Genomic DNA, 17,781 nt, shown 5'->3' with positions numbered 1-17,781 from the left:
AATTGTTAGTATTACAAGAGGTTTGTACTATGAAACTTGAAAGTTTGCATATATTTTTTAAAAGGATCGGCGAGTTTCAATTAAAATACCGCTGGTTGTTAGTTATCTTATTAGCAGCTCTAACCGTATTTGCCGCAATGGGCCTAAAAAAGTTTAGAGCCTCATCAATGACCGAAGAAGCCTTCGTAAACCTAACCGCTCAGATGAAAGAACATGAAGACAGGTTTAAAGAGCTTTTCGGAAGCAATGACACCATAGTTTTGCTTATAGAATCCGATGATGTTTTTAAGCCTGAGGTTTTAAAAATGATTAAGGAAATCGGAAGCGAACTTTTGGAAAAAGTTCCGTACGCCGATTCGGTTACTTCTATCACCGATATCGATATAAGCGTCGGAACGGAAGAAGGAATCGAAATAAAAAATCCCTTTATAGACGGCATTCCTGAAGATGCTGCCGAACTTAAAAAGGCAAAGGATTTTATTTTATCCCGAAAATCCATTGTAAATAAACTGGTTTCAAGCGATGCAAAAGAAACTTGGCTTGTTCTTTCGCTTAAAGCAACTCCGAGTAGAGAAGAATGGATGAAAACTTCGGATAAGGAGCTTATGTATATCATGGGAGAAACAGCTATCGATATTGTAACAAATCCCAAATACAAAAGCTCTGCCTACACAATAAAACCTGCAGGTCTACCCTACACTGAAACGGAAGAAAAGATTGTTATGAACGCAGATATAAAAAAATGCGTAAGTCTTAGTTTTATGTGTATGATAATTCTTCTGGTTATTTTTGCACGCTCGCTAAGAGGTACGATAGTACCTATCATAGCCACCACAGGCGCAATAGTTTCAGTTTTGGGCTTTATGGGACATTTAAATATTGAAGGAAGTTCCGAAATGCTTTCCGTTCCAATAATTCTTGCAATGGCTCTTTCGGTAGGCTACTCAATTCACCTTGTAAATTCTTTTAGAAACAGTTTTTACGCAATAGGAAAACGTAAAGAAGCCGTCATCGATTCAATAGAAAATACGGGCTGGCCTTTATTTTTTACGGTTGTTACGACAGTTGCTTCCGTTTTATCGTTTTTAACGGTTGACCTCGAGCCGATGCATTGGATGGGGCTTGCAAGCGCCGCTATGGTTTTTGCAGTTTATGTCTATGTGAGCATCTTAATTCCTATTTTGATGAGTTTCGGAAAGGACTGTCCTCCTGAACAAAATAAGAGTGCAATAAGATATAAAAAACTTGATTCTTTTTTTGAAAAGTTCGGAAGGTCCGTATTAAAAAAACGAAAACCGATTTTAATTGTTTTTGCACTTGTAACAGCCCTTTGTCTTCCCGGTATTTTTATGATAACCGTAAACATGGACAGCTTTAACTTTATGGGAACCAGAATCCCCTATGTAAAACGCATTTATGAAATTACACATTCTCAATTGGGAGCCTATTTTAACTACAATGTTATGCTGACATTTAAAGAAGAAGATGCCGTAAAAAAACCGGAAAACTTAAAAAAACTGGAAGAGTTAAGCCGCCTCATATCGGGCTTTAAATTGACAAAGCTGAATAACGGAGTGCCGAAAATATTTTCAATTTTAGATGTTGTAAAAGATATGAATCAAACCATGCATGCCGATGATCCGGCCTTTTATTCAATACCTGAAGATGAAGACCTGTTGGCACAGCTTTTGTTTTTATACGAAATATCGGGTGGAGAAACTTCCCGCTGGGTTGATGACGAATTCCGGACTCTCCGAATGACCGTCGATGTTGCCGCCTTTGACGGAAATGAACTTGCCGCCAATTTGGAAAGCGTCTATAAAAAATGTGCGGAACTTTTCCCTGATGCCGAAGCCTTTTTAACCGGAGCTGCAGCCCATGCCGCAGAGATGAATAACAAAATAGTATATGGGGAAATAAATTCTTTTTTTACTTCCCTTGCAGCAATCGGTGTTTTAATGATGATTGTATTCGGAAGTATTAAAATGGGACTTATCGGTCTTATACCTAACATTATGCCGATTATTACGACAGGAGCAATTATGGGCTACTTCCATGTTCCTCTTGACATGGTAACAATGGCACTTATGCCCATGGTTCTCGGTATAGCGGTAGATGATACAATCCATTTTACCAACCATACAAAGTACCTATTTGAAAAAGAAGGCTCTTATGATAAAGCGATTGTCGGTTCTTTTTATTCTATCGGAAAAACCTTGGCAATGACTACGATAATTTTGTCGGTTACTTTTTTAATGTACATGGCGAGCAAAATAGATGCATTCCTGCGTTTAGGAATTTTAGCGTCAGTAGGTCTCTTTTCGGCTCTCATTGCCGACTATTTGATGACACCGGTATTGATTTATATAACCAAACCTTTCGGAAAAGAGGAAAAATAATTATGAACTACTTACACATGGAGCTATTATGGATATCTTAAAAAAACATATCGGAGCAATTATCTTTCCGGTGCTTTTCGCAATTATCGGAGTTGCCTGCGGCATTGTTCCGTACTTTGCAGTTGCATCTATTGTAACACAGCTGATAAACGGTGTCACGGATTACCGCGTTTTATTGCCTTATGCAGGGCTTATTCTTGCAGGGTTTGCAGGGGCGCTTATCGGGCATTCTATATCGACAATCGGTTCCCATAATCTTGCCTTCAGTGTCATCGAAGATACGCGGAAAAAGGTTGTGGAAAAACTTAGCCGCCTTTCGATGGGCACAATAGAAGAAAAAAGCAGCGGCAAGTGGTCTCAATTTGTGGTAGAAACACTTGATAAGATGGAAAAACCTATTGCACATGTAATCCCTGAAGTATTGGCGAATGTGCTCATTCCGGTTGTCATTGTCGTTATCATTTTTATATTAAATTGGAAGATCGGTCTTGCAAACCTTGTAACACTGCCGCTCGGTATACTTTTTTCGATGCTGATGATGAAAGATTACGAAGCAAAGTCCAAGCGGTACATTGAAGCGTCAAAAAAAATGAATGCCGCCGCCGTCGAATATATTCAGGGCATCAAAGTTATCAAGGCTTTTAATAAATCGGCTTCCTCCTATGATAAATTTCAAAAAGCGGTGGAGGACAATCGGGACTCTATGCTCGACTGGTATTTAAGCGTATGTTTTGCCATGATAGCTGCGATGGAGGTTCTGCCGTCTACGCTCCTTATCGTATTACCGGTAGGGCTTTACCTCTTTATGACCGGAGGGATTACAATTCCTACGCTGATTATGTGCATATTGCTTTCGTATGCGTCATACAAGCCGCTTTTAAAAGCGATGGCCTATACGGATGCGATGGCAAATGTGCGTGTCGTATTCGGGGAAATAAAATCGGTGCTCGATTTACCGGAACTGATACGGCACGATACGGCCCCCGATCCGCAAGGCTTTGATGTGCGCTTTAAAAATGTGGTATTCGGCTACGGCGGAGCGCTGTGCGAAACAGCCGGTACCGCTGACAAGGACGGTACAAAGGTGTTCGATGGATTGAACTTTACCGCCAAAGAAGGCGAGTTGACTGCGATTGTCGGTTCTTCCGGCAGCGGCAAGTCTACCATTGCAAAACTGCTGGCAGGCTTTTGGAATATCGACAGCGGACACATCACCATCGGCGGCGCCGACATCGGCAGTATGAGTTTGGAACGGAACATGCAGCTGGTTACATATGTGTCGCAGGAAAATTTTTTATTCAACAAGAGCATTCGGGAAAACCTCAGGATGGCAAAAGAGAATGCAACGGACGAGGAAATCGAAACCGCATGCAAAAAAGCAAGCATCCATGATTTTATCAAAAGTCTGCCCAGCGGGTATGACACCAATGCGGGAAATGCAGGCAGTAAGTTTTCAGGCGGTGAGCGGCAGAGGCTCACCATTGCCCGTGCACTGCTCAAGGATAGTCCCATTGTCGTACTCGATGAGGCAACCGCCTACTCCGATCCTGAAAACGAAGCCATTATTCAACAATCAATCGACAGCCTCGTAAAGGATAAGACCGTTATTATGATTGCACACCGGCTTTCCACGATTGTCAATGCGGATAAAATCATCGTGCTGGATAAGGGCCGGATTGCCGCAGAGGGAACGCACACCGAACTGTTACAAGATTCACCGCTCTATCAAAAAATGTGGCAGTCCCATATCAGCGGCAGGGATAACGGATAATTGGAGGAATGCTAAAATGTTTGATTTATTGAAAAAGATATACACGATTGCGGGAAAGCAATCAAAGCGCATAACAACGATGTTTATCTGCGACATGCTCAAAAGCATATTCGAAGGATTCACTCTCGGCGGACTCGGATATTTTTTACTGACGCTGAGCCGTGCAGTGTTTCAGGCGCTGCCGGTTACAAAAAACAACAGCATTACGGTGTTCTGTATTATGCTTATCGGCATAATAGGAAAGATTATCTTTGGGTATATTTCCGACCGAAATAAAAATATCGCATCGTATACTATGGGAGCGGAGAACCGGCTCGTCATCGGGGATAAGTTAAAAAATGTGCACATGGGATATTTTTCCGAAAGCAGACTCGGAGATATTTCCGGTGCATTGACAACGGTTATCACAGATGTTGAAACAATCGACATGATGATTCTCGAAATGATGTTTGCAGGAAGCATTCAAACGGTTATCATGGCACTGTTCGTATTCCCCTTTGATATGGTAACAGGCTGCATTATTTTTGTTACCCTTGCAGTAGCGATTGTATTCAATAATCTGTTCCAAAAAAAGACGGATGCGGTAACGGCAAAACTGACTGAGCTTAAGCTGCAGCTGCGTACCGATATTTTGGAGTATGTGCAAGGAATCGGCGTGGTAAAGGCGTTCGGCAGAACAAGCGAAGCACTCAAAAATGTGACGGAAAGTATTAAAAAAAGCAAAACAGGTTTCTTTGCCGTAGAAAAGACTCTGACACCTTCATTGCTGGTTTTTTCTTTGCTGCTAAAATTAGGAACAACCGCAATTATCGTGAACGCCTTATACCGCTATTCGATTGGGACTATAGATATTGAAAAAACGCTGATGCTGATTGTCGCGAGCTTTGTGGTATTCGGCGGTTTTGAAATAGCCGGTACAATGCAGAGAATGCGCGGCGTAGCGGTACAGAACTTGGATACGCTCTTTAAGGTTAAAAATATTCAAGCCTTACCGGAAGGTTCGCTCCGGCCCCATGGAAATGACGATATTACCGTCAAGAATATCACCTTCGGATACGGCGGAAAAAAGAACACTGAGGAAAAGCTCTTCCGCAACTTGGATGTGTATATTCCGAAAAACAGCGTAACCGCCTTGGTCGGCTATTCAGGTTCGGGGAAGACAAGCCTTTGCCAGCTGATTGCCCGTTTTTGGGATGTCGATGCAGGTGAAATAAGACTCGGCGATACCAATATAAAAGATTTTGCATACGATACATTTTTATCGAACTTTACATTTGTATTTCAGGATGTCTATCTCTTTGAAGACACGATAAAGAACAACATCAAATTCGGAAAACCAGATGCAAGCGATGAAGAAATTATCGCTGCGGCAAAAGCCGCTCAATGCCACGATTTTATCATGGAGCTGCCGGATGGTTATAATACCGTGCTGCAAGAAGGTGGAAGCAATCTTTCAGGCGGAGAGCGCCAGCGTATTTCCATTGCGAGGGCAATGCTCAAACCGAGCTCCATTGTTATTCTCGATGAAGCGACTTCAAGTGTAGACCCCGAAAACGAAGAAAAGTTGATGAGTGCCCTCGATGAACTTTTAAAAAACAAAACCGCAATCATCATTGCGCATAGGCTTTCAACTATCAAAAACGCCGGTCAAATATTTGTCATGGATAAGGGAAATATCGTACAACACGGCAAACACTCCGAGTTGATGCAGCAGGACGGTATTTATGCTAACTTTGTCGGTATGCGCGAAAAAGCTGCATCGTGGCAGGTGTAGATAAAATATACAGAGGCAATAAGCCGGAGAGGATAATTCGGTTTAAAGTACAGTGATTTCAATAATTAGGAATTATAAATTATTTGGAGGTTAATATGAAAAGGATAAAACATTTGATTGCTTTTGCCCTATTTGCGGCAGCAGCAGTGAGCTTTGCATTTGCACAGGAATTAACGGGAAGAGAAATAATGCAAAAAGCAAGTAACAGGGAAAAGGCCGTAACCGATTCTTTTAAAATGAGGATGACCCTTATAAACTCAAGCGGAAAAAAAAGAGTTCGGGAAGTTACAGCTTATTCAAAAGATTACGGAAATGAAGAAAAAACCGTCATGGTGTTTTTACTTCCTGCAGATATAAAGGGCACAGGTTATCTTGCATACTCTTATGATGACAGTTCAAAAAGCGATGACCGCTGGCTTTATATTCCTGCATTAAAAAAAGCTAAACGCATAAGCGGTTCATCAAACCAAGATGACTTTATGGGAACGGAATTTACATACGACGACATGGGAGACCGCAAAGTGGACGATTATAAACACAGTCTTTTAGGCGAAGAAAAAATCGATTCCAAGGACTGCTGGAAAATAGAATCCGTTCCTGTAAAAAAATCCATGTACTCAAAATATGTTTCATGGATAGACAAGGAATCTCTTTTAAACATAAAGGTAGAATTTTATGATGAGCAAGGTTCTATTTTAAAGGTGCTTACCGTCAGCGGTATCGAAAAAAAAGACGGTTTTTGGACTGCAAACAAAATGGAAATGAACAACTTGCAAAAAAAACGAAGTACAATAATTGAAATTTTAAAACATGAATTTAACAAAGAGATACCCGATTCTTATTTTAGAGTCAATTCGCTTGAGGAAGGGAAGATTAGGTAGAACTTTTGCAAAAGGCTTTTTTTAAAAAGGAGGTGTTCATCTGGATATAATCAGGGCAATATTGGACGGCATAGCGATGGCGGCCATATTTAACGGTTCGGCGGCGGCTCTTGTAATAGCTAACCCAAGATATTTAATGGATTCATATCCTAAGGGGATTCAAAAAGCGGCACCTGAACCGATGAGTAAAAAAGAAAAACGGGTAAATAAAATATTTACGGTTATAGTAATGGGAGCGTGCTGGCTTTATGGAGTAAGCAGTACATTATATGGCAGAATTCATACATTTAGGCTACTATTTTGTACCGCATATATTCATTGGATTATCGTTAATTTCGGAGATTTTTTCTTGTTGGATTGTCTTTTATTCCAAAAGTGGACTAAGTTGATTGTCATTCCGGGAACAGAAGATAACCCAATCTATCAAACAAAAAATTGGATGAAGGTTATAGGAATACCGGAGCATTTTTTGTTGTGGCCGTTTATAATAGTGCCGTTTTTTTCTCTGGTTCAAACAGGCATTGTAATGCTGATACAATTTCTGTTTTCCTTCTAAGGCTTAAATAAAAGTATACAGCAGAAAACGATTTCTTACGGTAAGCTGTATATCGAAAAAACTTTTTTCAAAAAGTTTTTATGGGAGGTGTGATAAACAGTTCGGCACAAATAGTGCCTCACCGTTTATCTTTCGAGTTTGCCTCATCGGCAAACATCGCATTATTGTATGTAGTTTTGCATAAAGCAAAACTACTTGAAAAAACTTTTTTCAGGATTTGATTCGCTATCCGCTTTAGCGGATACGATGAAAAATTTCCTTACAGAACAGAGCCGAAAGGCTCTGATATTTGCTGCAAAAGTTTTTATGGGAGGTATAAAGATATGAAAACGATACGAAAATACAGACAAGCGTTCTTGTTAGGTACTACATTCTGTATGTTATTTTTTGCATTAACATTTCCGTGCGGTGCACAGGAAGCAGGAGGAACATTATCCGAATATCAAGCAGCCGATAATTCAGATGATGAAGAATTTACTGATGATTTGGAAGATGACAACGGAAAACCGGTATTTACGGTAAGCGGAAAACTGGAAACAGCCCACGGTCTTAGATGGAACAAAGGAGCCGAGTACAGTCTGTCCCGTTCTATTGCTCAAATAAAAGGAGAAGTTCTTGCAGGTTCGGCCTATGCCTTTCTTTCAGCCTCGGCAGAATACAATTACCGCAATCCCGCACGCACGGGCTTTAAACTTAATGAAGCCTATTTCCGCTATTCGGGTGAGATTTGGGATTTAAGTTTCGGAAGACAGCTCATCAACTGGGGACAGGCAGACGGCTTTTCCCTTACCGATGTGCTGAGTGCAAAAGATTCTTCCGCCTTTTTAGCCCTTTCTTCCGATGATACAAAACTCGCGTCAGACAGTATCCGCTTAAGATTTTTCCACGATATTTTTACATTTGAAGCGGTCGCCGTTCCGTTTTTTACACCGAACAAACTGCCGCGTTTCGGCTTTGAAGACGGTGCAAAGGATGACTTATACTATATCGATACGCCGGCCACCTACGATACCAAGACACCGCTTGGCTCAATTCCAATTAAGTACACAAAAACCGAAAGCGCTAAACCCAAGATGTTTACCGACACGGAAGCTGCCGCTCGCCTTTCTTTCTTTTTACCCGGCATAGATTTTTCAGTTTCCGGTTTTTACGGCTGGGATAAAAACCCTCGCTTTGTAAAAAGCGGCTATGCGAAAAAAGGGCTTTTTAATCCTGCCGCTCCGTTCGGACCTCTTAATCCATATGTACCAAAAGAACTACACACCAATTTAAACGAAGAATATTACCGTATCGGAATGGCCGGTATTGACGCAGCGATTCCTGCAGGAGATATAACGATCAGGCTTGAGACCGCTTATATCGGAGGACGGTATTTTGAACCGAAGAATTTGCTTACAGAAAAGTCTATCAATGATTTAAAAATACAGACACCTGATGATGTTACGCTTGAGTTTAATTCAGCAATTAAAAAACACCAGCTATTGGCACTCGCAGGCCTTGATTGGATTAAGAATTCTTGGACACTTAGTGCACAGTATTTTGAAGATCTAATTTTAAACCATAAGGACGATATAGAAAGGCCTATGCACAAGGGTTTTGTCAGCCTCAATATAAGCAAAACATTTTTGCGGGACACGCTCAAAGTCTCTGCAAGCGGAGCAGTCGATATAAACTACGGCAGTACATTCAGTACTTATGCGGTTGACTATTCCCTTACCGACAACATGCATGTAATTTTGGGCGGAGACCTTTACACCAAAGGCTATGACGGCAAAGGAGACTTTGCACAATTAAACAAGATAAGTTCTATATGGGTTAAGGGACGATTTAACTGGTAACCTCTTTTGAAAATATGCGGGCATCTCCTGCGTCGCTACGCAAAAATAAATGCTCGACGTATACCCGATACGCCTCCGCTTTATTTTTACTAGGCTCCTTGTATCTGCTCCGCCTATTTTCAAAAGTCCTGTCAGTGGAGCGGTTTAGTAAATTTAAAAGTTCAATCTCCGATGTTTTACCGAATGGCAAAACTCGAAGCTCAAAGGTGCCTAAGCAGCTTTGAGCGGCGGACAGCTCAATTTTGTTTTTCCAATTTCTCTCCGCCACGGACGGCGGTGATTTTAAGCGTATAATTTTTCTACCTTTTACCTGTTATATTTTTCCATTACTATATCATATTTCAATAATATTATATAATTTATTTTACAGAGCCATTTATCCAAACAAAGACATACTGTGGAAACTCTTTATAAAACTTCTCTAATCTATCATTTGAAATTGTATCCCAATTTATAAAAATTTCATTGAGATAGTTTTTTGTTTCGTTTTCAAAATTTTCTAGTAAGTCTTTATCAGAAGAATACCTTCCTCTTACTATTTCTTTATGATGCAAATATTTATATACATTAGAAATACTCCAGAAATTATTTTCAACCTTTATATCGATTTCCAAATAACCTCTTTCAATTATCACTTGAATATCCGGAAAACCTGGTTTTATAAAATAATATTTTGAATACAAACTTCCCTCTTCATTATTCTTTTCAAACAACTCATATTGGAAATATGTTTTTAGAAAACAAATCAATTGTTCATAGTTTAGATTTTTTCCTGCAAACATTATTTTATACCCTCCCAGCATTCAACTTCTTTAACTACTGTTTTTACAAATTCATATCCGTTCTCTGCTAATTTTTGAACTTCCATTGCATAAGCTGAATTTGCAGTAGCTTTTGTAGGGTCAGAATTTAATAAAATTCTTGCACCTGATTCTATTACTCCATCAAGCCTTTTTTCATTAATAATTCTTCCAAGATTAGAATTTCCAATTTTTATTTTTCCGTTTAATTTTTCAAGACTATCGCCTAACTTGATTAATACTCTTAGACGATCTTCTTCATCAAATAATCCTTTTTGTTTCATACCTCAGTTTATCATCTTTTTAATACTTTTTAAAGGGGGTTTTTAGAGGTACCCTTCAGTTTTTTGAGGTTTTCATTAGATTTATTTGCGACGTTTTTCATAAGTCATTGATATATAAAGACTTATGAAAAACTCGTCGGGTATCTTTAAAAATCCAACAAGATTTTTAAAGATACCCATTAGGCTTTTTTTAGCTTAATAAGCACAAATGCAGCAAAAACAATCATGCAGACAGCAAGAACTTGGATGTATGTCATGCTTTCTTTTAAAAATAAAAGGCTGACCGCAAGGCTTGTAACCGGCTCTAAGGTGCTCAAAATTGAAGTGTATTTTGCCCCTATCTTAGCGACGGCTTTTTGATATAAAAAAGTTGCTCCTATAGTTAAAATGCAGGAATACAAAATAAGAAGGCCAAACTGGGGAAGACTAAAATTAAATGAAATTTTTTCCGGCAAAAAAAGAGAAAAAATAAAGATCATAAAACTGCCGAATAAGTTTACATAAAACAATACTTTCACAAGATTAATCTTTTTAGTCTTCTCCAAACTAAATGAATAAAAACTGTAAGTAAAAGCAGAAACACCGGCATAGATAACACCTCTTGTACTTGAAACATCTTTAAAATCGCCGAGAAAAAATAAGCCTAATACCGCACAACTTATACATATAATTTCAGATATTGAAGGCCTTTGTTTTAAAATAAAGGCAGAAAAAATAAAAATTATTACGGGATATAAAAAATGTATGGAGGTTGCGGCTCCCGAATTTATATATTTGTATGAGGCAAATAAGGTTATACTTGTAAGAGCAAAAAATATAGAAGAATATAAAAGAACAAAAAAATCTTCTTTATTTAATTTCATATCAATTTTTGAAAATTTTGAATAAACAAAGATAAAAATCAAGGACAAAGACATCCTGTAAAAACCGGAGCCTATAGGATTTAAACCTAAATCGAATAAAATCTTTGTAAAAAGCGGCATGAGCCCAAAAATAAAGGCTGAAGCCGCAGCATCTATAAAACCTGATATTTTAATTTTGGATACCTCCTGCTTCTTTTAAAAATAGAGCCTCCTGCTGCGGCGTTTCAAAAAAATTAAACCTCAACGTACATAAAGTACACCTGCGGTTAATTTTTTCTCTCTCCCCGCCACGGATGGCGGTGATTATAGCTTTGAGCTGCGGACTGCCAATACTTGCTTATCATTATAATATAAAAGGAAACAACTATCAACTCCGCCATGGCTGACACCGTAAAAAGGATTTCCGCTCCAATCGCTGTCCGAGAAGTGAGATAGCTGGGTTGTGAATAAATGCAAAGTTCTGGTTTCATGCTGTTTTATTATCTCCGAGCTTTCTATTTTTATGTATATACGCAGTTTATTAATTTGATACTTGCAGAATTATTATAAAAAATTCTAAAAATCTCTATATGCATTCCTACTTAAATTTCTCTAATAAAAACAAAATAACGGTAAATATTATAACACTAATAAATAAGAAGATACAGAATCCAATAAATCTTTTAATACCCAATTTTTTTCCGTTTAAATGTTTTTGTTTTAAACTATTTAAAACTTCATCCTGCGTTATTTTTTCATAAAAATTATTTAAAGCTTCATGTGTTGCAGGACTAGATATACCGTATACACAATCTTCAATTATTTTTATCTCTTCTACCATATTTTTTGAATATAAATACTCCAGCATTTCAGCATACGAACGTTTCCAAAATCTATATGTCGGAACTGCATATATGATTGCAGAAACTAAGAAATAAATAAACATAATTACAGTCAAAATATTAGAAATCATTTCATTTTTACTCCTGTGAAAATTTAAATTTATCTATAGTTGGCGTAATAGTTAGGGGAGGAAAAGCTCTTTTGCCAGATAAAACTTTCTTTACCTCGAAACCTTGTTGGTTGTTACCTTCCCTATAACCCTTCCTATCTTCAAAATAGCTGCTTAAAGGGCCGGTACAAGCACCTTGCCCTTAAGAATCCCGAAGCTTTCTTATAACTTTTATTATTGCACAAAATATACAAATAAGCAAGTATCGGCACCGCGCTTGCTTCGAAGCTGCGCCTATCGGCTTGCTGCACCAATACCGTTCTAATCTTTTTGCTGCATTATTTAACGGAATACTCATCTTTAAATTCACCATCAATATATAGCCTATATTTTTCGGTAATAAAATTATATATACACTTTTTATTTTTCTTTCGATCTTCCAATATAAGCATCAAATTTTTATTGTCAAATTTTATCAAAAAACCATATTCTTCATAAGCTTGATATCGTTCTCGATGATCAACTTCCAGTGTTTCAATATTTGAATCTAATAGCTCCGATATCGATTCTGGATATCGCGAGTAAATATTTTTATATTCGTTAATCCATCCAACAACTTTTACTGTTATATCGGTTATGTCAATTACTTTTTTACCGGATAATCCGGATACGACAAAAAGAAATAAAAATGCCATCATAATTATTTTATTACTGTAATTCATCAAAATTCGTTCTTTCATATTCCTCCCTATAACCTTTCCTTTCAATATCTACTTCTGTGAGAGGTATTACTCAGCAATAAAGCAGAATGAGTATTATTATAACCAATATACACCATAAACCACAAACATATATTATAAAATATGATAGAAATTTATAAAATTTATGAATCCAATATAAATCACCTTTATTTTTATCCAATTTTAATTTATAGAATTCTTTCCATACTTTATCTTCAAATTTACTATCTTTACATGATAAAAATGGTTTAGAGTAATTCTTTCTTTTTTCAATTATGTATGATATATTATGGGCCAAATCATTATATCCATACTTAGCAAGAAGAGTTGACACTCTATATCGATACCTAATATTAAAAACAGCAATCAAAACAATGCAAATAAAATGCGATATCATGAATATCGTAAAAAAAATATCAAATAACAACATCATAGACCATCCTACTATGTTAATCTAAATTAAAATCCTCTTTGAAGTGCTCCATATATGCCCGTTTAAAATGTTTAATCGCATCGCTAGGTAAATTATTTAATAGTCCGTTTTCCAAGGCGTTATTCCACGCCTCTAAGAAAGATCTTCCTTCACCGTATAATTTAGTTGTTGTTGTCATAACAAGAGCATGTCCTTCCAGCCCTTTAGGACTACCAATACCAGCTGGATGTGGTGAAATAGAAAAATTCCATACCGAACCTTCTAAAGGAATATTTACATCCATCCCTAGTGCGAAAAGGCCAAAACTGTATGAACCACCTATAGTTTCTGTCATACCATCCATATAGTTTATCTTTTGTGCAAATGGTGCCCAAGAAAAAGAAGCAACTGCACTGGCACCAAACCCCGCAAGGAATCCCCCTCCAGATATTTGATACGATCCAATTTGATAATTGCCTTGTTTATCAATACTCAATATTATTCCAGTTTCATATGAAAGAGCCGTACCTGCACCAACTGTAACAGTTATACCGGCCATAACAACATCTCTCCCATCCGGATCCACATACTTCACCGGATTATATAGCTCGAAGCTGCACTGCGAATACCCTGCATAATGATACACATGCAAGTTTACCGTGTTGTATATACCGCCCATGTCCGGTAAGCTCTCATTATGCTTTTTAGCTTCGTCATTTACAGGAGCTGTGGTTAGGGGAGGAAAGACACTTTTGTCAGATAAAAGTTTTTTTACCTCGAAACGTTGTTGGTTGTTACCCTTCCCTATAACCCTTCCTATCTTCAAAATAGCTGCTTAAAGGGCCGGTACAAGCACCTTGCCCTTAAGAATCCCGAAGCTTTCTTATAACTTTTATTATTGCACAAAATATAAAAACAAACAAGTGTGATACCGTGCTTGCTTCGAAGCTGCGCCTATAGGCTTGCTGCACCAATACCGTTCTAATCTTTTTGCTGCATTTGTCTTCACGGGCAAGGCTCTTCCCTCCGATCAGAGCTTGCTTTTTGCTTAAACAAACCGCAAAAAGGATTTCCATTTCAATCACTGTCCGTGAAGTGAGATAGTTGGGCTGTGAATAAATGCAAAGTTTTGGTTTCATAGTTTTTTCTGTTATGCTAACATATTTTATCAATCCCCAATATTTTAGATTTTGAACTTCAAATAAGAATATCTATATTTCACCCAAAGATGTAATAATTTTCAGTTCAAATTTTTCAGCAACATATAAATCTTTTTCCCATTCAATAAAAATTCTTAATTCTAAAGATCTAAATCTTTGTAACAATGGAATTTTCAACATATCACGTAATGTGATCGTTTCCAATTTTTTATCATTTTCAAATCTATAACCCAGCTTTAAAGATTCTATAGTATAAGTATTTATAATTTTACCATTTGAAAAAATACATGCCGTTAATTTAAATGGCAGCCTATTAATATATTCCTCATCACCAACTTGAGACAGAACAACTTTATATGGAATAATCGGGTTTAGTATTAACGGCATAATATACTCTATTTGATTGTATATAAGTATTATATGGCGATCAATATGCGTATCGTCTTCAACCATATATACATAACCTATTACTAATCCTATCAATAAAAACAGACTAAAAAAAATAATCACCATCTTTATTTTATTTATAAAAATCATAACCCCAACTCCAACTTTTGTTGAAATGCAGCTTCTTTCTCTTTGTCTTTTTTCCATTTATCTTCAATTCTCTTTTTTTTCTTCAAGAATATTTTTTTGTTCTTCAGGTGAAAGTTGATTAAACAACTCATTATATTTTTTTCTTATCGCATCACAATAATCTTGGCAATTAAATTTTTTATCACCCGGACCTATCTTTCCAAAAAAGAATAATTTATATTTATTCTTTTTGGGCCCCACTTCCTCAATTGCCTTGCGCATAAGATCATCATCATAATATATACTATCAGAATACTGAAAGTTATTTTCATCTTCACTATTCCAATCTACATGCCCATCAAAACCAAAATATCCGATATTATCACCTGTACCATCATCAAAAAAAACGTGTTCATGTGATATCTCCGTATTAAATAAATCATCAAGAGGGTTATTTGAAAATATTCCAAGCCATGGAGCAGCGTCCAAATTACGTTTTGCAAAATGAAATTTCCCATCCGGATCCACATACTTAATCGGATTATATAGCTCGAAGCTGCGCTGCGAATACCCTGCATAGTGATACACATGCAAGTTTACCATGTTGTATACGCCTCCCATGCTCGACAGGTTCTCGTTATCTTTCTTCGCTTTATCGTCTATCGGAGCTGTGGTTAGGGGAGGAAAGACACTTTTGTCAGATAAAAGTTTCTTTACCTCGAAACGTTGTTGGTTGTTACCCTTCCCTATACCCCTTCCTATCTTCAAAATAGCTGCTTAAGGGCTCTGTCCTTAAGAATCCCGAAGGTTTCTTATAGCTTTTATTATTGCACAAAAGATAAAAATAAACAAGTACCGGCACCGCTCATTCTGCTTCAATCGCTGTCCGAGAAGTGAGATAGTTGAGTTGTGAATAAATGCAAAGTTTTGTTTTCATAGTTTTATTACTATAAATATTATATAATAGTCAAAAACTAATTATAATACTTTAATCTAATAATATTCTATTTCTCTTAATATAGTATAAGATAGTTCTTCATCATCATTAATATACACATCAGCTTCAAGCCAGTTTCCGAAACTATCATGCTTTGTAAACACATAGTGTTCAATATAATTAGGATTTCCAAAATCAAAGACAGCTCCAAGTATTCTATCATTGTCATCATAATCAATATTCGAACATGACCAACCTCTATATTCATTAGGTTTTATTTCTTGCAACAAACCTTTTTCATTAAAATAAAATAAAAATGTGGTATTTAAATTTGGAATATTGATAGCCTCTCCTGATTTCATTTTTTCCATAAGCTTATCCAATAAAGAATATTTATATATAAGTTTATCTTTTTCAATTTGTTTTTTATCTTTAGAATCATAATCATATATTGAACATAACCATCTATCTTCTACTCCATCGATCTCCATATATTCGTATAATCTATATCCTTGAGCCTTTTTTGACTCTAATTCTTTATAAAAATCTTCTGTAAACGGCTGTATATTAACATGCAATGTAGAATAATTAGTGCGGATCACACGATTTTTTTCATCATATTCATTAATATTCCAAGGATAAATATTTATATACGGAACATCTTCCAGTTCTATCAAAACCTGTCCACTTTTATTAAACAGCTTTGCAATCTTTAATTCGGTCTTGCCTACATCATCAAGAGTATATACTCGTCCCCAATTATCACCATCTGGCGGTAGTGATTCTATTTGCCTTTCGATCCCTCTTTTCTCCCATCTTTTTCGGGAAATCAAACTTTTATATTTATACCCGTTTTTCAGATGATCAGGTTCGGTGGGAAATAAAGAAGTTGTTCCTTCTAAAGGCAATGTAAGATCATAATCAGGTCGTTTGAGTTTTTTTTCATCACCTTCAATAAAATCTTGATTATTTTTATCAGCCATTCCAAGAATACCAGAAGGCAATTTTTCTTTTCCAAATTCTTTAGAATCGATATTAGATTTCTCATCATTACAAGAAAACAATATTAACAAAGCAAAACAAAATAAAATAATTTTTTTTATCATATAATACCTCTTTTTAAATAAAACAAAATTTATTCACTAATTGAAAAAATATCAATACGTAAAATATAATCACTATTATCAATAATATCTTATAAAACTCAAAGCTTTCTTATAGTTTTTATTATTGCACAAAAGATAAAAATAAACAAGTATCGGTACAGCGCATTCCGCTTCAATCGCTGTCCGAGTGAGATAGTTGAGGTGTGAAAAAATACTAAATTTTGTTTTCATAGTTTTTCTATTTTAGTTTAACGGTTTTATCAATTAGGTTTTCATTTTACCTCCGGCCTTTTTATATCATAAAGAAAATCTAATACATTCTTCCATAGGATAGCTTTCATTCAAAATGTATTTTGAAATAACAAAATTATCAGGGGAATCTCTAAAGCCTTGCAAGTTTTTATATTTTGTAATGGTTATCATTGCAGCAGCTTTAGATGAATATATTCCTATTAATTTTATATCTGCTCTCATATCTTCAAATTCATGTATATGAGTTAATATAAACACTTCGTTAATTTCTTTCATCTACAAGTTACCTCCAGTATTGTATAAGGCATAACTTAAATTTAAGTTTTTAATAATAGCCTATAAAGTTACAGTTACATATCCATCTGACCAAAAGCCCATATTCAATTTCCACTTGCCAATATAAAATCTTTCCGAATAATCTTTAAACTTATCACATTTTTGATATTCCAATAATGCTTTTTCTGCATTTTCCAATGCTGAATATACACCTATTATTTTTACCTCGCTATCTTCTTCATTGATCGGTATCTCATAGGACAATAAAAATACATGTGTCATCAT

At 36.4% G+C, this 17,781-nt stretch carries 18 protein-coding genes; 6 read left to right on the top strand and 12 right to left on the bottom strand.

Annotated features, from left to right (window positions below):
* The first annotated feature begins 29 nt into the window (after positions 1–29).
* The 6 genes from HO345_RS03595 (at position 30) to HO345_RS03570 (ending at position 9,219) form a co-directional block, all read left to right on the top strand.
* Positions 30–2,399, top strand: a complete 2,370-nt coding sequence (locus HO345_RS03595; protein ID WP_253683920.1) for an efflux RND transporter permease subunit — start codon at positions 30–32, stop codon at positions 2,397–2,399.
* A gap of 28 nt (positions 2,400–2,427) precedes the next feature.
* Positions 2,428–4,170, top strand: coding sequence for an ABC transporter ATP-binding protein (locus tag HO345_RS03590; protein WP_253683918.1), 1,743 nt, complete (start codon positions 2,428–2,430; stop codon positions 4,168–4,170).
* A 16-nt stretch (positions 4,171–4,186) separates the two neighbouring features.
* Complete coding sequence (locus HO345_RS03585; protein ID WP_253683916.1) at positions 4,187–5,944, top strand: ABC transporter ATP-binding protein; 1,758 nt, start codon at positions 4,187–4,189, stop codon at positions 5,942–5,944.
* Between the two features lie 95 nt (positions 5,945–6,039).
* Positions 6,040–6,825: an outer membrane lipoprotein-sorting protein gene (locus HO345_RS03580; protein ID WP_253683914.1), complete on the top strand. Its 786-nt coding sequence runs from the start codon at positions 6,040–6,042 to the stop codon at positions 6,823–6,825.
* 40 nt (positions 6,826–6,865) lie between these two features.
* Positions 6,866–7,381, top strand: a complete 516-nt coding sequence (locus HO345_RS03575; RefSeq protein WP_366796658.1) for a hypothetical protein — start codon at positions 6,866–6,868, stop codon at positions 7,379–7,381.
* 323 nt (positions 7,382–7,704) lie between these two features.
* Positions 7,705–9,219: a capsule assembly Wzi family protein gene (locus tag HO345_RS03570; protein ID WP_253683910.1), complete on the top strand. Its 1,515-nt coding sequence runs from the start codon at positions 7,705–7,707 to the stop codon at positions 9,217–9,219.
* 359 nt (positions 9,220–9,578) lie between these two features.
* Here the strand turns inward: HO345_RS03570 and HO345_RS03565 are convergent, their stop codons facing one another.
* The 12 genes from HO345_RS03565 to HO345_RS03510 form a co-directional block, all read right to left on the bottom strand.
* Positions 9,579–10,001: a hypothetical protein gene (locus HO345_RS03565; protein ID WP_253683909.1), complete on the bottom strand. Its 423-nt coding sequence runs from the start codon at positions 9,999–10,001 to the stop codon at positions 9,579–9,581.
* Positions 10,001–10,303, bottom strand: coding sequence for a hypothetical protein (locus HO345_RS03560; RefSeq protein ID WP_253683907.1), 303 nt, complete (start codon positions 10,301–10,303; stop codon positions 10,001–10,003). The genes HO345_RS03565 and HO345_RS03560 overlap by 1 nt, the downstream gene beginning before the upstream one ends.
* Before the next feature lie 179 nt (positions 10,304–10,482).
* Positions 10,483–11,322 (bottom strand): DMT family transporter, encoded by an 840-nt coding sequence (locus tag HO345_RS03555; protein ID WP_301338716.1) that lies wholly within the window; start codon positions 11,320–11,322, stop codon positions 10,483–10,485.
* Between the two features lie 421 nt (positions 11,323–11,743).
* Positions 11,744–12,118, bottom strand: coding sequence for a hypothetical protein (locus HO345_RS03550; protein WP_145475265.1), 375 nt, complete (start codon positions 12,116–12,118; stop codon positions 11,744–11,746).
* Positions 12,119–12,435: 317 nt separating this feature from the next.
* Entirely contained in the window at positions 12,436–12,837 is a 402-nt protein-coding gene (locus tag HO345_RS03545; protein WP_253683903.1) for a hypothetical protein, read from the bottom strand.
* A gap of 449 nt (positions 12,838–13,286) precedes the next feature.
* Positions 13,287–14,075 (bottom strand): hypothetical protein, encoded by a 789-nt coding sequence (locus HO345_RS03540; RefSeq protein ID WP_253684611.1) that lies wholly within the window; start codon positions 14,073–14,075, stop codon positions 13,287–13,289.
* Positions 14,076–14,112: 37 nt separating this feature from the next.
* A complete protein-coding gene (locus HO345_RS03535; protein ID WP_253683901.1) occupies positions 14,113–14,388 on the bottom strand; it encodes a hypothetical protein in 276 nt (91 codons plus the stop codon).
* 72 nt (positions 14,389–14,460) lie between these two features.
* Positions 14,461–15,003 carry a hypothetical protein gene (locus HO345_RS03530; RefSeq protein WP_253683898.1) on the bottom strand — a complete coding sequence of 181 codons (543 nt, stop codon included), beginning with the start codon at positions 15,001–15,003 and terminating at the stop codon, positions 14,461–14,463.
* Positions 15,004–15,009: 6 nt separating this feature from the next.
* Complete coding sequence (locus HO345_RS03525) at positions 15,010–15,528, bottom strand: hypothetical protein (RefSeq protein WP_253684610.1); 519 nt, start codon at positions 15,526–15,528, stop codon at positions 15,010–15,012.
* Positions 15,529–15,918: 390 nt separating this feature from the next.
* Positions 15,919–16,968 (bottom strand): hypothetical protein, encoded by a 1,050-nt coding sequence (locus HO345_RS03520; protein ID WP_253683897.1) that lies wholly within the window; start codon positions 16,966–16,968, stop codon positions 15,919–15,921.
* A gap of 297 nt (positions 16,969–17,265) precedes the next feature.
* A complete protein-coding gene (locus tag HO345_RS03515; RefSeq protein WP_253683895.1) occupies positions 17,266–17,496 on the bottom strand; it encodes a DUF7336 domain-containing protein in 231 nt (76 codons plus the stop codon).
* Between the two features lie 60 nt (positions 17,497–17,556).
* Positions 17,557–17,781 (bottom strand): DUF7336 domain-containing protein, encoded by a 225-nt coding sequence (locus tag HO345_RS03510; protein WP_253683893.1) that lies wholly within the window; start codon positions 17,779–17,781, stop codon positions 17,557–17,559.

It is taken from the genome of Treponema denticola (assembly GCF_024181645.1).
GTDB lineage: Bacteria > Spirochaetota > Spirochaetia > Treponematales > Treponemataceae > Treponema_B > Treponema_B denticola_A.
The sequence above is the reverse complement of the archived record's forward strand: the minus strand, read 5'-3'. Positions and strand labels throughout refer to the sequence as shown.

Coding starts and splice junctions, on each gene's coding strand:
- HO345_RS03595 (WP_253683920.1), top strand. CDS start 30: ATGAAACTTGAAAGTTTGCATATATTTTTTAAAAGGATCGGCGAGTTT.
- HO345_RS03590 (WP_253683918.1), top strand. CDS start 2,428: ATGGATATCTTAAAAAAACATATCGGAGCAATTATCTTTCCGGTGCTT.
- HO345_RS03585 (WP_253683916.1), top strand. CDS start 4,187: ATGTTTGATTTATTGAAAAAGATATACACGATTGCGGGAAAGCAATCA.
- HO345_RS03580 (WP_253683914.1), top strand. CDS start 6,040: ATGAAAAGGATAAAACATTTGATTGCTTTTGCCCTATTTGCGGCAGCA.
- HO345_RS03570 (WP_253683910.1), top strand. CDS start 7,705: ATGAAAACGATACGAAAATACAGACAAGCGTTCTTGTTAGGTACTACA.
- HO345_RS03565 (WP_253683909.1), bottom strand. CDS start 10,001: ATGTTTGCAGGAAAAAATCTAAACTATGAACAATTGATTTGTTTTCTA.
- HO345_RS03560 (WP_253683907.1), bottom strand. CDS start 10,303: ATGAAACAAAAAGGATTATTTGATGAAGAAGATCGTCTAAGAGTATTA.
- HO345_RS03550 (WP_145475265.1), bottom strand. CDS start 12,118: ATGATTTCTAATATTTTGACTGTAATTATGTTTATTTATTTCTTAGTT.
- HO345_RS03545 (WP_253683903.1), bottom strand. CDS start 12,837: ATGAAAGAACGAATTTTGATGAATTACAGTAATAAAATAATTATGATG.
- HO345_RS03535 (WP_253683901.1), bottom strand. CDS start 14,388: ATGAAACCAAAACTTTGCATTTATTCACAGCCCAACTATCTCACTTCA.
- HO345_RS03530 (WP_253683898.1), bottom strand. CDS start 15,003: ATGGAAAAAAGACAAAGAGAAAGAAGCTGCATTTCAACAAAAGTTGGA.
- HO345_RS03525 (WP_253684610.1), bottom strand. CDS start 15,528: ATGGTAAACTTGCATGTGTATCACTATGCAGGGTATTCGCAGCGCAGC.
- HO345_RS03520 (WP_253683897.1), bottom strand. CDS start 16,968: ATGATAAAAAAAATTATTTTATTTTGTTTTGCTTTGTTAATATTGTTT.
- HO345_RS03515 (WP_253683895.1), bottom strand. CDS start 17,496: ATGAAAGAAATTAACGAAGTGTTTATATTAACTCATATACATGAATTT.
- HO345_RS03510 (WP_253683893.1), bottom strand. CDS start 17,781: ATGATGACACATGTATTTTTATTGTCCTATGAGATACCGATCAATGAA.